This window comes from Glutamicibacter sp. (assembly GCF_035257265.1).
Classification (GTDB): Bacteria; Actinomycetota; Actinomycetes; order Actinomycetales; family Micrococcaceae; genus Glutamicibacter.
This window is the reverse complement of sequence record NZ_DATEXC010000071.1, coordinates 45025-59052: the sequence shown is the minus strand read 5'-3', so window position 1 is coordinate 59052 and position 14028 is coordinate 45025. Positions and strand designations below refer to the sequence as shown.

The following is a 14028-nucleotide window of genomic DNA, read 5'->3' as shown; positions in this document are numbered from 1 at the left end:
GCAGTGCCGCAAAGAACTCTGGCTTGTTTTTCCCTCCAATAAAACCTCTTGAATGCGACTCGCGTCATAAATAGGAAAGAATCCTTACAATTTGGATCGACGCTGCTCCGAATCCCTGCACACCAACCCCGAATTCATGCGAAATTCCGTCAGGCGAGCAAAACCCGGCGCGGGTTTGAGATTAAAGCAAACCGGCACCGTGAGCTTCGCCACAGTGCCGGTTTGCCGAGTCTTTTCCAGCTACGCGTCAAGTTCTGCCGGATCGGTCCCGCGAAGTTTCGCCACGGTGCTCATCAGGTGGAAAACGACCAGTGTAGCGATCGTGCCCAAGGCAATGCCGCCCATCTGGAATTGCCCAAAGACCAAGTCCTTGGTCACTGCGATCGCAATGATCAGGCCGGTACCGGCGGTCATCAGGTTGATCGGGTTGCCAAAATCAACCTTCGCCTCGATCCACAAGCGGGCACCAACGATACCGATCATGCCGTACAGCACGATTCCCAGTCCGCCGATAACTCCCACCGGAACGGTGTTGATCAACGCGCCGAATTTCGGCAGGAAGGCCAATGCCATGGCGGCAATTGCGGCCACCCAATAAGCAGCGGTGGAATAGACCCGCGAGGCTGCCATGACGCCGATGTTTTCCGCATAGGTAGTCGTCGCAGAACCGCCGCCAACGCCTGCCACCACGGTGCCGATGCCGTCGGCCATCAAGGCGCGGCCGTTGAACTTCGACAAATCCTTGCCGGTCATCAGACCCACGGTGCGCACGTGACCGATATTCTCCGCAATCAACACAAAGACCGCCGGCAGGAACATCAGTGCCACATTAAAGTCGAAACTCGGAGTGTGGAATGCGGGCAGGCCCAGCCACGCTGCCTGGCCTACCGGGGTGAAATCCACCTGACCTTGAACCAATGCAATTAAGTAGCCGATGACCAGTCCCACCAAAATGGACAAGCGGCCTAGTAAACCCTTAAATGCAACGGTAGCCAGCACCACCGCGAGCACGGTTAAGAAGGTAGTGGCCGGGAAGTCGCGCATCGGTGCGAGGGTAGCGCTGGCCAGGTTCAGCCCGATCAGCGCGACGATGGTTCCCATCACCACTGGGGGCATGAGTGAGTGAATCCAGCGGGTACCGGTCTTCGCTACGATCACACCGACAATAAAGAGGGCTGTGCCGGTCATCACGATGCCGCCCAGCGCCGCAGAGAAATCGTCACCGACGGTCGCGGCGGTCACCGGGGCAATGAGTGCGAAGGAGGAACCCAAATAGCTAGGCACCTTATTCTTGGTCATCAGCAAGAAGATAATGGTTGCGACACCGGTAAACAGCAAGGTCGTAGTCACCGGGAAACCGGTCAACGTTGGTACCAGAATGCTGGCGCCAAACATCGCCAGAATATGCTGAACACCGATGGAAATGGTCTGCGGCCAATGCAGCCGCTCATCCGGGGCAACAACCTCACCTTCGGTGATGGTCTTCCCGTTGCCGTGAATGCTCCACTTCATGCGTTCCTCCAGAATCCGGGCCCGCGTTTAGGCCGTAGAAAAGTCTACGCCCTGCAGGTGCGCCTGCGCGAAGAATGACAGCTCATGTTCGGCCGAACGCCTGAACGCATTCCACATCCGGTCCCGGGTATCACGATCCGCCAGGTGCCACGCCTCAGCCACCAGGTTAATTGCCTGCGCCGTGGCCTCATCAAAGTCGACCGAGCTATAGGTGGACAGCCAGCTCTCATAACGATGACCTGGATGGTTCGCGGCACTCAGCCGGTGGCCAATGTCCTGATAGATCCAATAGCACGGCAGAATCGCGGCGATCAGTTCCGCGTAGTTTCCTGCGCAGGAACTTAGGTGGTTGACGTAGTTCAACGTGGTGGCACTGGGTTCGGGAGATAAATTACGCAACTGACTGCGGTGCAACTGCAATTCTTCTTCCAAGATCCCCTGCGCACCCTTAGCCCAGAACCGTTGTGCCTCGATGCCGGGGGCGAGCGTACTCGCCTGTGTCAGAACCTGCGCGTAACGCTGCAGGTAGAGGGCGTCTTGTGCCAGATAATATTCAAACCGCCCACGCTCCAAGGTCCCCGCCGATAGCTGGGTAATGAATTCCAGTTCATCAATTCCTGCACGGAGCTCTGAGAGATCTTCCCACCACCGCGCCATGGGATTGTGCGAGGGGTGCGGCAGCAGCGCGGCGAAGTGATTCACCGGGCCGTGCCCACTGCCTACGGTGAGCTGATCGGCCGCGGCAATCGCCGCATGAAGGTAGTTTTTGGCTGCTCCCAGTGCGGTGGCCCAGTCGCCGAGCAGTGCATACTGTGTGGCCAGTGCGCTAGACAGGGTACAACCGGTACCGTGGGTGTTTTTGGTGGACAGCCGTTGCCCATCAAAACTGGCGATCAATCCCTCGGGACCAACCAATGCATCGGGGCACCTGTCTCCGGGAAGATGCCCGCCCTTGGCTACCACCAGTACCGAATATTTAGCAGCCAGGCGTCCAGACTGTGCCACCAGCTCTTCCCAGTTGCTGACCTGTTCCTCGCCGAGCAGCGCGGCGAGTTCCGCAGTATTCGGGGTGAGCACATCTGCTCGGGTTAACAACGCGTCCAAGGCCGAATCGCTTTCCAGCAGCCGGTCCCCACTGGTGGCGATCATCACCGGATCCAACACCACCGGGGCGCTGAGCGTTTCTAACCAGGTAGCCACCGCCGCAGCAATCTGCGAATTTGCCAGCATCCCGATCTTAACCGCATCGATGTGCACGTCCTGGGATACCGAGGTGAGCTGTTTGGCCACGAACTGCGCATCAATGGGCAGCACCGCGTCCACACCCTGAGTGTTTTGTGCGGTGAGTGCGGTAATCACGCACATGCCGTATCCGCCATTGGCGCCGATGGTCTTCAGATCTGCCTGGATCCCGGCACCCCCGGACGGGTCGGATCCGGCGATGGAAAGGATGTTTGGACTCAATTGGTTGCCTCCCAAATGCTGAGCAGTTCGGCGCTCGCCGAATGCGGATCCTCGGCGGAGCAGATGGCGCGCACTACTGCCATACCGGCTGCCGCGCCGGTTTTCAGGGCTGGCACATCGGCTGCGGTGAGTGAACCGATGGCCACACAGGGCAGTGTAGTCAGTGCCGCTGCGCGGGAAAATCCAGCTAAACCCAGTGGGGTCGGGTGGTCCTTTTTGGTGGGAGTAGCGCGAATCGCGCCGACCCCCAAATAGTCCAGGTACTGCGCCTGGTCATTGGCGTGAGCAAGCTGTTCATCGGTGGAGGCGCTCAGTCCGATGATTCCCTCACCAATGATCTGCCGGGCGTAAGAAACCGAAATATCCTTCTGGCCGATGTGAATTCCTGTCACCGCTGCGCCGGCGGCGCGAGCTGCCAAAAACACGTCAATCCGATCGTTGACCAGTAGTTCTGCCTTGCCAGCGGTGAGCTGCGCTGCGGCACAGGTCAGTTCGAAAAATTCGCGGGCACTTTCGTCTTTGGCGCGCAACTGCACCCATTGAACGCCAGCGGCTACCGCTGACTCGATAACTTCTAGGGTGCTGTGTGGCTGGCAGCTTTGGGTGTTGGCCACGAGGTAAATTCCGAGATCACGCATGGTTTGCCTCCTGGAGGCGCAGATTGAGCAGTTCTTCCGGGGCAAATAGCGAAAGCTCGTCGAGGAAGGCCGAGGCAAAGCTTCCCGGACCTCGGCTGAGCGCTAGCGCCTTCTCGGCGGCCAACCCATACATGCCGTGAGCTGCGATGGTTGCTTTAAAAGGGTCATCGGTGATCGCCAGCATGCCGGCACACACCGCTCCCAGTGCGCACCCACCGCCGGTTATCCCGGTGAGGCCGATGCCATTGCTATGGACCAAGGTGGTGCGATTGGCATCAATAATCGCGTCGGCTGCCCCAGAAATTGCCACCACGCTCCCGTAATTCTGGGCAAGTTCACGTCCTGCGCTGATCGCTGCGGATACGGTGTCCTGCGCATCTACTCCGCGCCCGGTGGACTGATATCCAGCCAGCGCGAGGATTTCTGAGGCATTGCCGCGGATCAGTGTGGGACGGTGGGCAAGGATCTTCCGGGCGAATTCGGTGCGCACCGGCAAGGCGCCCACCGCCACAGGATCCAATACCCACGGTGTCCCAGCTTTGGACGCACCGTGCACCGCTTCGTCCATTGCATGTAGTTGTTCGGTGCTCGGCGTCCCCAGATTTACCAATACCGCGGACGCTACCGCGGCGAATGGACCGGCCTCTCCAGGAAGGTCTGTCATCGCTGGTGAAGCGCCGGAAGCAAGCAGTACGTTGGCGGTGAAATTTGTGACCACGGTGTTGGTCAGGCAAAACACCAAGGGCGATTGCTGCCGATATTTTTGGGCAACGGTCACGAGAGTCATGCGACATCCCTCCGCTAGTTTGAACTAGTTCAGGTTCGACGGGTCTCATCTCAGTCGGTGAATCCGACACCCCGTGTCACTGAGTCGAGCGTACTCAGATTAGTGTGTGAAGAACAAATTTAGCCTCGCGCCCGGCGTTGCACGAGCGCTTTGACTGTCAGTTCGTCGATTCCTTGCTCGTGGGCTAAGCGCCACACTTTATCCACCGCTGCAATCAGCTCGTCGTTATTTTCTTCCGTGGCGGTCATGGGGTTAACCACGGTTCCGGCACGCCGGCGTGAGGTCACCAGCCCGTCAGCCTCAAGTTCTTTATAGGCACGTGCCACGGTTCCCGAAGCTACCCCTAAGTCGGTAGCCAACGCGCGTACGGTGGGTAATTTACTGCCCGCAGGTAGCTCTCCGAGCGAAATCAGGGAAGAAATTTGTGTGCGGATCTGCGCATAGGGCGGCAATGCGGCATTCAGATCCACAATAATATGATGGCTCATACCGGCTGGCGTACTTTCGCCAGTGGCCGAGCCAGGATGATGACCGCCGGGCAGCAGAAGACGATGACGGCGGCGGCCCACAGGTACGGGGCAGGACCGTAGCCCCAGCCAGGCATCATGAGTATGGCAGCGGTTCCGGTGCGCAGTGCTCGGAATTCCAGCACCCGGCGGTACCAAATTTCTTGCTCAGCACTGACCTGCCAGGGCAGGGACACCCGTCGCGTCCACCAAATATATCCGGCGGTTAGCACGAGTACCGCGAGGACCATCAGCAGTGCAAAAGTCGGACCGACTTTAACCAGCCCCCAGAAATATTTTAATGGGGGATTGATCAATAGATAACCGCTGCCAAGGATCAAGATGCCGGCAACTGCATAAACATAGCGCGGAAGGTTCCGGACGTTGGGTGTCTGATGGTGGACGGATCTGGAGCTGTAGTGCACATATCCCAAGTATCCGGCGTTTAACGCCAGGTATAGGGTGGCAAAGCCCACCAGCAGCAGCATCACCTGTGGGGCATCCTCCCCGGGGAGTGTTTCGAAGCTGACTTCACTCTGCCTGGACCATGGCATCAGAGCCAACACCACCAGGCTGAGTGCGGTGGTGATGAAGCCCAGGGAGAAGAGATTTTCGCGCATGCGTGAAAAGGCGCTGCTCGGCACGGTGTCCGCATTTTTATCAAAGTTTGTGGGAGGCGCCCACGCGGCTACAAGAATGAAGATCGGTAACATCGTAAAATTCGCGATGTTCTGCCATAACCGATATGCGTCTGCCTCGGGGTAAAGGTTGAGTAACCAGGACGACTTGTACTGCAGCGCGGCCGCGCCCACGGCAGCGAAGCCGAGGATTGCGGTGCGGAAGAGCCGATTCAGCCAGATCGCACGGATTATCTGATTGTCGTGGGGAGTCAGCGATCCCAGTGTTTTGCGGAACAGAATTAAGGCCGCGGCGATTGGCAGCGCAATGCCTAACGAAGCAAGATTCAACGCATATAACGGGATGAGCGTTGCGGCCGCAGCCAGCCCGTCCTGAGCGTCTTGTATAGTCCCGCCACTGCCAGTGGAATCGAAGGTCTCTACGGCAAATTGTGCGGGATATCCTGCGACATCGCGGATAAAGTATAGTGCCGTTGCGGAGCCCAGAAATACCAGCCCGGCGATCAGACTCAGTGCCCGGGGCAAGGGAGTGAATACCGATCGGGCTTCCAATGACGCGGCACGCACGGCGGTGACCGACTTCGGCCACGAATAAAGTCCCAGCAGGTAAATCAGCAGTAACCAAAGGCCCGGGTTAATAGCGTCCAAAACCTCGGCGACACCTATGTCCGATCCGGTGACGGTATCTTTTAGATCTCCGGCAGAGCCAGAAGTGCAGACGAAAAAAGCGATCAGCGCGCACCAGAAGGAATGCGAGCGTGCGCGGGTGAGCGCCGGGCGGTTGTCCTGCTGGGCTACCAAGCGTAGCCACAGGTAGATCAACGTGGCACCGATTGCGATTCCGAATGTAGCGGAGGAGAGCTGATCCATAATTTCCTTCGTTGGCTGAAAACTAATGTAGCAACTACTTGATACAAACGGAAGATCTCGACGGCTAATGAAGTAGCATCAACCCATGGGTCTCTTCACCTCAAATCCTTTGCCCGATCCCGTCGGCGACTCCGCGCCACCGGTTGATGAACATCCCTCGCGTATTGCCACGGTCTTGGAACATCTGCGTCATTCCGCGGACACTCGCATCACACACCCGCGGCGCTTTCGTGCCGGGCAGCTACGCGCCCTGGAAAAAATGCTGGCCGAACGTACCGGGGAGTTCGTTGAGGCGCTAAATCAGGATCTAGGGAAGGGGGCCACGGAAGCAAAGTTCAGCGAAATTGACGTGGTCCGATCGGAAATCGACCATGCCCAGAAGCACCTGGCCGAGTGGATGGATTCCACTAGCGTGAAGGTGCCGCTCGCACTGCAACCGGCCATCGCAAAGGTTGAGCCACGCCCGCTGGGCGTAGTACTAATTATTGGGCCGTGGAACTATCCATTGCAGTTGATGCTTGCCCCGCTAGTTGCTGCCATCGCCGCTGGTAATGCCGCGCTGCTGAAACCCTCCGAGCTTGCCCCGGTGACCTCCGGGGTGCTGGCCAAACTCCTGCCGATGTATCTGGATTCCAGGGTCTATGCGGTAGTCGAGGGTGGAGTGGATACCGCCACGGAACTACTTGCAGCGCGCTGGGATCACATTTTTTACACGGGCGGAGAAAAGGTTGCCCGCATCGTGGCGCAAGCCGCGGCGAAACATCTGACCCCCACCACACTGGAGCTAGGTGGCAAGAGCCCAGCCGTGGTTGATAACCATCTCTTGCCGACAGCAAAGCGTCTGGCCTATGCGAAGTTCATGAATGCAGGCCAAACCTGTGTTGCTCCGGACTACGTGTTGTCCTTCGCGGATACCGATGCGCTGATTAGCCGTCTGGGCCAAGCGATCACCAGTTTTTACGGCAAGGATCCGATCAACCATCCGGATTTTGGGCGCATCGTCAGCAGCAACCACTTCGACCGGCTCGTGAGCATGCTTGACTCGGGCGATGTTGCCCACGGCGGTGACTATGACGAACAAACGCTGCGTATCGCGCCGACCATCATGCGCAATGTTGATCTGGACTCGCCGTTGATGACAGAGGAAATCTTCGGCCCCATCCTGCCGGTTATCGAGGTGTCTTCCTTCGATGAGGCGCTCGAATTTATCGCCTCGCGACCTTCCCCGCTGGCCGCCTATCTGATGAGTGAGTCCCCACGCCTGCAGTCAATTTTTTCGGATCGGGTGCGTGCGGGAGCCATCGTGCACAACGCGCCACTAGCTCAAATGATTATTCCGTCATTACCCTTCGGTGGGGTTGGCGCTAGTGGAATGGGGTCGTACCACGGCAAGTTTGGCTTCGATCGTCTTTCGCAAATTCGTTCAGAACTCAGCAAAACGACGGTCATTGACACTCTGAGCGCAATATATCCTCCATATACATGGGCTAAGCGAAAGATTATTGATCGCTTACTGTAGCGCGGTTCATAGCTGTTGAGTCGGCCGAGGTGGAATGCTTGTTAAGGCCCAAAAACCTTAAAAGCAGGAGCATTCGCATGACCAAGCCCGTAGCCCCCACCGATGGCTTAAAGCGCGGTCTCAAAGCCCGCCATATGCAGATGATCGCCATTGGCGGGTCTATCGGCACCGGACTCTTTGTCGCCTCCGGCGGCACCATCGCTCAAGCTGGACCCGGCGGATCGCTGCTGGCCTATGCGCTCATTGGCGCGATGGTGTTGCTCTTGATGCAGTCACTGGGTGAGATGAGTGCCCGACTGCCGGTATCCGGTTCCTTCCAGACCTACGCCTCGGTCTTCGTCAACCGGCACTTCGGCTTCGCTATCGGCTGGAACTACTGGTTTAACTGGGCGATTACCGTGGCCGCAGAACTAGTGGCGGCCGGCATTGTGATGTCCTACTGGTTGCCGGATGTTCCCGGATGGATCTGGGCGGGTATCTTCCTGCTCTTGCTGACCGGACTAAACGCGCTGTCCACCAAGGCTTTTGGCGAGAGTGAATATTGGCTCGCGATGATCAAGGTCATCACCGTCATCGTCTTCCTTATTGCCGGCGTGGCCATGGTGCTGGGAATTTTGGGTGACAGCTCGCCGGGCTTCAGCAACTGGACAAGCGGAGACGCGCCCTTCGTGGGCGGTTGGCTTTCGGTGGTGTCGGTGTTTATGATCGCAGGCTTCTCATTCCAGGGCACCGAGCTAGTTGGTGTGGCCGCAGGTGAAGCGGAGAATCCACAGCGCGATATTCCCCGGGCCATCAAGGCGATCTTCTGGCGCATCATGCTCTTCTATGTGGGTGCGATCTTCATTATCGGCACGTTGCTTCCATACGCCGATCCGAGTCTGCTTTCCAGCGGGGAAGCCGACATTGCCAGCTCACCGTTCACCATGGTCTTCGAGCGGGCCGGCATCGCCTTTGCTGCCGCGTTGATGAACGCGGTAATCCTGTCCGCGATTCTCTCGGCGGGCAATTCAGGCCTATATGCCTCAGCTCGCATGCTTTACTCGATGGCTCTTGACGGTAAAGCTCCGAAGATCTTTGCTCGGCTAAACCGCCGCGGCGTTCCTGTACCTGCGATGCTATTGACAGCTTCGGTAGGTCTTTTTGGATTCCTCACCGCAATTATCGGCCAAGGCTCTGCCTATACATGGTTGCTCAATGTCTCCGGCCTCTCCGGCTTTATCGCCTGGGTGGGTATTGCGGTTAGCCATTACAAGTTCCGCAAGGCATACATAGCCAGCGGTCAAGATCTGACAAAGCTACCCTACAAAGCGCCACTATTCCCGTTGGGGCCGATCCTCGCATTTGTCATCTTGATCGTGGTGATTGCCGGACAGAACTACGAGGCGGTCGTTGAGGGCCGCGTGCTAGAGGTGCTCTCCAGCTACATCGGCCTACCGCTCTTCCTGCTGCTCTGGGCGGGCCACTGGTGGGTGACCCGCAAGCAGCCAGAGGTTAAGATCGATCCGTGGACCCTGCGCTAAGCGCAGCGTTTACGATGATCTGCGCCTCGCGTAAAACCTGCGCGAGGTGCTCTGCGGAGCGAGTGGACTCCGCGTAAATCTTGTAGATATCTTCGGTCCCCGAGGGACGTGCAGCAAACCAGGCATGCTCACTGGAGACCTTCAGGCCGCCGATGGCAAAGCCCGAGGCCTCGGTGCGCTTTGAGGTGATCTGGTCCCCGGCGAGTTCGGTTGCCGTGACCGCCTGCGGGTTAAGCTTGCCCAGAACCGACTTCTGCTCACGGTTAGCCGGGGCGTCAAAGCGGTCGTAGAAACTCACCCCATGCTCGGCTACCAGCTCGGCATGGCGCTGGCTTGGACTTTTGCCTGTGACCGCACGAATCTCACTGGCCAGTAGCGCCAGCATCAGCCCGTCCTTGTCGGTGCTGAACGCCTGACCGGTGAAATCCAAGAAGCTGGCTCCAGCGGATTCTTCTCCACAGAAAACCACTTTGCCTGAGGCCAGCGGTTCGACGAAGTATTTGAAACCCACCGGTACCTCGCGCAATACGCGACCGTGCGCGGCTACCACCTTGTCGATCAGCACGGAGGAGACCAGGGTTTTGCCGATCTGTGCATCCGCTGGCCACTGTGGGCGATGGGTCAGGAGGTAATCGATAGCTACCGCCAAAAAGTGGTTTGGGTTCATCAGCCCGGCATCTGGAGTGACAATGCCGTGACGGTCGGCATCTGCGTCGTTGCCCGTGGAGATGTCGAACTTATCGCGGTTGGCCACCAGCGAAGCCATGGCATGTGCCGAGGAGCAGTCCATTCGGATCTTGCCGTCTTTATCCAAGGTCATGAATTCAAAACGCGGATCCACCTGTTCGTTGACCACGGTCAAGTTCAACCCGTATCGTCGACCAATCTCCGCCCAATAATGCACCGAGGCGCCACCTAGTGAATCGGCACCAATCGAAATACCAGAATCGGCAATCGCTTTAAAATCAATCACCGTAGCCAAATCGGTGATGTACAGTTCACGAAAATCAAAATCTTGGGCATCAGCGGTTCCGCGAAGGATTTCCCCGGTGGACATGAGTTCGTTGGCGCGCGCAGCGATTGGTGCAGTGATTTCGGATTCTGCCGGACCGCCGTGCGGCGGGTTGTATTTGATACCACCATCCGCCGGTGGGTTATGCGAAGGCGTGATAATCAGTCCATCGGCCTGCTCTGCACCGCGTGCATTGTGCACCAGGATGGCGTGGCTGACCGCAGGAGTTGGCGTCAACCCTGAGTCGGCAAGCACCGTGACACCATTGCCGGATAACACCTCTAGGACGGTCCGGTAGGCCGGCTCGGAGAGCGCATGGCTATCCTTGCCCACATACATCGGTCCGGTGATTCCTGCACCCTGACGATAATCCACCACAGCCTGAGTGATGGCCGCGATATGAAGTTCGTTGAATGTTCCGTTCAGCGAGCTGCCACGGTGACCGGAGGTGCCGAAAACAACTGCCTGGTCTGGGTTGTCGGCCGCTGGGCGGATTGATGAATAAGAATTAAGGACAGCATCTAGGTCGATGAGATCTGCTTCGCGGGCAGGTGTCCCGGCGCGTTCGTGGGCCATGTTCCCTCTTATCTTTGTGCTTCTGCTCGGGTTCATAGAATAATCAAAAGTGATGACTTACTACCCGAGCAATCCGTATCAGCAGCCACGTCAGCCAGTAGGGCTTTCGACGGCGTCGCTTGTGCTGGGCGTCTTATCGATGCTCGGCCTATGTCTACTCATCTTAGTTCCCTTGGCCGGAGTTATTACCGGCCATATGGGGTATCGGCGCGAACCGACTGTCCGTGGACTGAGTCTGGCAGGTTTGATTACCTCGTGGGTAGGGCTAGCTATCGCGGTCCTGTTCTACGCGTTTATCATCTGGGCCATTTGGTTTTCGGTTGGATATGCCGAAAACTTCGACTACTCCGGGCTCAACGATTTCGCGTAAGGATGTAGTTTTTCCTGACACTTGGGACTAACATAACGATTATCGTTAATAACGACTATCGTTAGGTTTGTGATGTCTGGCTTCTCCTTTGGAATAAGCGCCGTGTTTGTCATCGTGGTTTTGGCTCTGGTGCTTTACGCAGTTTTCGGCTCTGGGCGAGTGCAGGCCGTCGTTGACTTCACGCGTGGCATCGCGATCGTTGCACTTGTGAGCGTTGGTTTCGCCATCATCGCTCAGATGGTGTCGGCGCTGTCGAATCCGCAGGTGCAGCTCGAAGTTCCAGTCGAGCCCTACTGGCCGGAATATCCGCATGTCACCGACGTCTCTCCAGCTCATGGCGGGAACGTTACCGCGCAGATCAACGAGGTACTGATTACCAGCGGCTCGCTGAGTACCGGAACCAGGGTTCTGCTCGCAACCGGTGCGCTCTGCGAAGGTCTGGTGGTATGCGCGGTGATTCTCGCGGTGATCTTGTTATGCGATAAGTTGCGCGTAGGCAAACCCTTCACCGCGAGCCTGCGTAAAACCGGACGGATCGTGGCGACGATACTCGGTTTCGGCACCACATTGGGACAAATCCTTAATGGATTCGGCTCCAGCTTCGCCGGCGAGGAGTCGTTGCATATCGATAGTTTCGTCAGCGCCACACAGAGTTTCGAGGAATTCTCTCCGTGGCCCGAACCCACATTCGCGATTTACTTCGAATTTAATTCGCTGTTCATCGCCCTGGGGATCTTTGTGGTCGCCGAGCTGGTGACCGCCGGGCTGCGGCTAACCGAGCAAAACAATCGACTCACGGCCGATACCGAGGGACTGGTCTAGCGATGGAGCACGTACATTGCAGGCTTGGAGATTTGTTGGCCAAACGTCACATGACTCTCGTGAATCTCAGCGAACTTGTCGATGTCTCGGTGGTCAATCTTTCGATCTTGAAAAATGACCGCGCTAAGGCAATCCGCTTTTCCACGTTGGTAGCCATCTGCCAGGCGCTTGATTGCGAAATCGGCGAGCTACTAGTACTTAAATAAAAAACAGGCCCCGCCCGAGGGCGGAGCCTGCCTTTGAAGCCCTAGAGCACGGAGCCCATGAGCTTCTTCAAAGCCGGGGTAGCTGCAATCATTGCCAGACCCAGCACGATAGCGGTACCGCCCATCGCGATGAAGTAAGGGATTTCGTTGCCTTCAACGTAGTAACCGGCCAGCACGCCCGACAGCGTAGTGCCCAGCGATACGGACAGGAAGAACAGGGCGACCATCTGTGTACCGAAAGCCGCCGGAGCCAGCTTGGTGGCCACTGCCTGGCCGATCGGGGACAGGAGCAACTCTGCGATGGTGCACAGCAACAAGATGCCAACGAGCGCCAACAGCGGTGTCATCTCCAGCGACTCAAGCGGAATGAAGCACAAGAATGCCGCACCCACGACAACCAAAGCCAGGCCGAATTTCACCGAGGTGCGCGGCTGGCGGTTGCCCAACTTGGTCCACAGTCCTGCGAAGACACTGGCCAACAAGATAATGAAGACCGGGTTGATCGACTGGACCCAGCTGGCAGGCATTTCCCAGCCACCGAGGTGGCGATCCAAACGGGTGTCGGAATAGGCTGCGATGAAGGTGAACTGCTGCTGGAACAATGCCCAGAAAGCTGCCGAGCCGATGTAGAACGGAATAAACGCCCAGACATGCTTTCGCTCGGTGGCGTCAATTTTCTTGCTGCGCAAGATCAACACGAAGTACACCACCGAAGCGGCGATGACGACGTAGGCGATGGTGCTAGCAAGGTTTGCCGGGGTGACAATCTTCAGCGCGAAGACCAGCACAATCAAGACCACGATGGCCGCGAAGATCCCGATGTAGCGTTTGTGTTCGCCAGCAGGTAGTGGATTTGCCACTAGGCCCGCCGTCTCCGGAAGGTTTTTGCGACCCTTGGAGTAGATCAACAGGCCAATGGCCATGCCTACGGCGGCGGCGCCGAAGCCCACATGGAAGCCGAACTGCTTGTGCAACAGGCCGGTCAGTAGCGGGCCGAGTAGACCGCCAACGTTCACGCCCATGTAGAACAGCGAGAAGCCCGCGTCGATACGTGAGTCTTCCTTGGAGTACAGCGAACCGACCAAGGCTACTGCGTTGGCTTTCAGGCCACCGGAGCCGATGGCCACCAGGATCAGACCAATGGTGAGTCCAACGTAGCCCGGCAATAGTGCCAGTGCGACGTGTCCGGCCATGATGCCGATCGCGGAGAAGAAGAGCACTCGCTCGGAACCGAAAAGTCGGTCCGAGAGCCAAGCTCCCAAAATTGTGGACAGGTATACGGCGCCGCCGTAGGCGCCGACCAGTGACAGTGCTAAGCCCTGATCCATCCCGAGGCCACCGGCGGTGACCTCGTAGTACATGTAATAGGCCAGTAGGGCCTGCATGCCGTAGAAGGAGAAGCGCTCCCACATCTCGACACTAAAGAGGTTTGCAAGCGCGCGCGGGTGACCGAAGAAGGTTTTATCCGTACCCGTGGTGCTCGAAGTAACAGTAGACATACGTTACATTTTTCGCGCTTTCAGGAGCAAGTGCCTACTTTAGCGATCTATTTCACATGTTTCATATACCGCTGGTATCGGCTAAATTC

General features: G+C 57.5%; 13 protein-coding genes and 1 riboswitch. Of the genes, 5 read left to right on the top strand and 8 right to left on the bottom strand.

Going from position 1 to position 14028, the window contains the following annotated elements; all coding sequences use genetic code 11:
- Positions 1 to 240 precede the first annotated feature (240 nt).
- The 6 genes from VJ369_RS18615 to VJ369_RS18590 form a co-directional block, all read right to left on the bottom strand.
- Positions 241 to 1512, bottom strand: coding sequence for a uracil-xanthine permease family protein (locus tag VJ369_RS18615; RefSeq protein WP_324093493.1), 1272 nt, complete (start codon positions 1510 to 1512; stop codon positions 241 to 243).
- 27 nt (positions 1513 to 1539) lie between these two features.
- Complete coding sequence (thiD, locus tag VJ369_RS18610) at positions 1540 to 2976, bottom strand: bifunctional hydroxymethylpyrimidine kinase/phosphomethylpyrimidine kinase (RefSeq protein ID WP_324093492.1); 1437 nt, start codon at positions 2974 to 2976, stop codon at positions 1540 to 1542.
- Positions 2973 to 3614, bottom strand: a complete 642-nt coding sequence (thiE, locus tag VJ369_RS18605; RefSeq protein WP_324093491.1) for a thiamine phosphate synthase — start codon at positions 3612 to 3614, stop codon at positions 2973 to 2975. The genes thiD and thiE overlap by 4 nt, the downstream gene beginning before the upstream one ends.
- Positions 3607 to 4401 (bottom strand): hydroxyethylthiazole kinase, encoded by a 795-nt coding sequence (gene thiM / locus VJ369_RS18600; RefSeq protein WP_324093490.1) that lies wholly within the window; start codon positions 4399 to 4401, stop codon positions 3607 to 3609. Before thiM ends, thiE begins: the two co-directional genes overlap by 8 nt.
- Positions 4391 to 4485, bottom strand: a riboswitch (TPP riboswitch). Its footprint overlaps the gene before it by 11 nt.
- A 35-nt stretch (positions 4486 to 4520) precedes the next feature.
- Positions 4521 to 4889 (bottom strand): GntR family transcriptional regulator, encoded by a 369-nt coding sequence (locus VJ369_RS18595; RefSeq protein WP_324093489.1) that lies wholly within the window; start codon positions 4887 to 4889, stop codon positions 4521 to 4523.
- The gene (locus VJ369_RS18590) at positions 4886 to 6415 is read right to left on the bottom strand and encodes a hypothetical protein (RefSeq protein WP_324093488.1); all 1530 of its coding nucleotides are present in this window, start codon (positions 6413 to 6415) and stop codon (positions 4886 to 4888) included. The genes VJ369_RS18595 and VJ369_RS18590 overlap by 4 nt, the downstream gene beginning before the upstream one ends.
- 85 nt (positions 6416 to 6500) lie before the next feature.
- On the opposite strand from VJ369_RS18590, the gene VJ369_RS18585 reads away from it, so the two are divergent.
- Both VJ369_RS18585 and VJ369_RS18580 read left to right on the top strand, forming a co-directional pair.
- Complete coding sequence (locus VJ369_RS18585) at positions 6501 to 7934, top strand: aldehyde dehydrogenase family protein (protein ID WP_324093487.1); 1434 nt, start codon at positions 6501 to 6503, stop codon at positions 7932 to 7934.
- A 77-nt stretch (positions 7935 to 8011) separates the two neighbouring features.
- Positions 8012 to 9454, top strand: a complete 1443-nt coding sequence (locus VJ369_RS18580; protein ID WP_324093486.1) for an amino acid permease — start codon at positions 8012 to 8014, stop codon at positions 9452 to 9454.
- On the opposite strand, the gene pgm is transcribed toward VJ369_RS18580, so the two are convergent.
- Positions 9426 to 11042, bottom strand: coding sequence for a phosphoglucomutase (alpha-D-glucose-1,6-bisphosphate-dependent) (gene pgm / locus VJ369_RS18575; protein ID WP_324093485.1), 1617 nt, complete (start codon positions 11040 to 11042; stop codon positions 9426 to 9428). The genes VJ369_RS18580 and pgm overlap by 29 nt on opposite strands.
- A gap of 52 nt (positions 11043 to 11094) precedes the next feature.
- Here pgm and VJ369_RS18570 point away from each other — a divergent pair, with 52 nt between their 5' ends.
- The 3 genes from VJ369_RS18570 to VJ369_RS18560 all read left to right on the top strand — a co-directional run bounded on the left by VJ369_RS18570 (position 11095) and on the right by VJ369_RS18560 (position 12440).
- Positions 11095 to 11412, top strand: coding sequence for a DUF4190 domain-containing protein (locus tag VJ369_RS18570; protein WP_324093484.1), 318 nt, complete (start codon positions 11095 to 11097; stop codon positions 11410 to 11412).
- Positions 11413 to 11484: 72 nt separating this feature from the next.
- Positions 11485 to 12234 (top strand): hypothetical protein, encoded by a 750-nt coding sequence (locus VJ369_RS18565; protein ID WP_324093483.1) that lies wholly within the window; start codon positions 11485 to 11487, stop codon positions 12232 to 12234.
- Between the two features lie 2 nt (positions 12235 to 12236).
- Positions 12237 to 12440: a helix-turn-helix domain-containing protein gene (locus tag VJ369_RS18560; protein WP_324093482.1), complete on the top strand. Its 204-nt coding sequence runs from the start codon at positions 12237 to 12239 to the stop codon at positions 12438 to 12440.
- A gap of 41 nt (positions 12441 to 12481) precedes the next feature.
- Here the strand turns inward: VJ369_RS18560 and VJ369_RS18555 are convergent, their stop codons facing one another.
- The gene (locus VJ369_RS18555; protein WP_324093481.1) at positions 12482 to 13939 is read right to left on the bottom strand and encodes an oligopeptide:H+ symporter; all 1458 of its coding nucleotides are present in this window, start codon (positions 13937 to 13939) and stop codon (positions 12482 to 12484) included.
- Between the last annotated feature and the right edge of the window lie 89 nt (positions 13940 to 14028).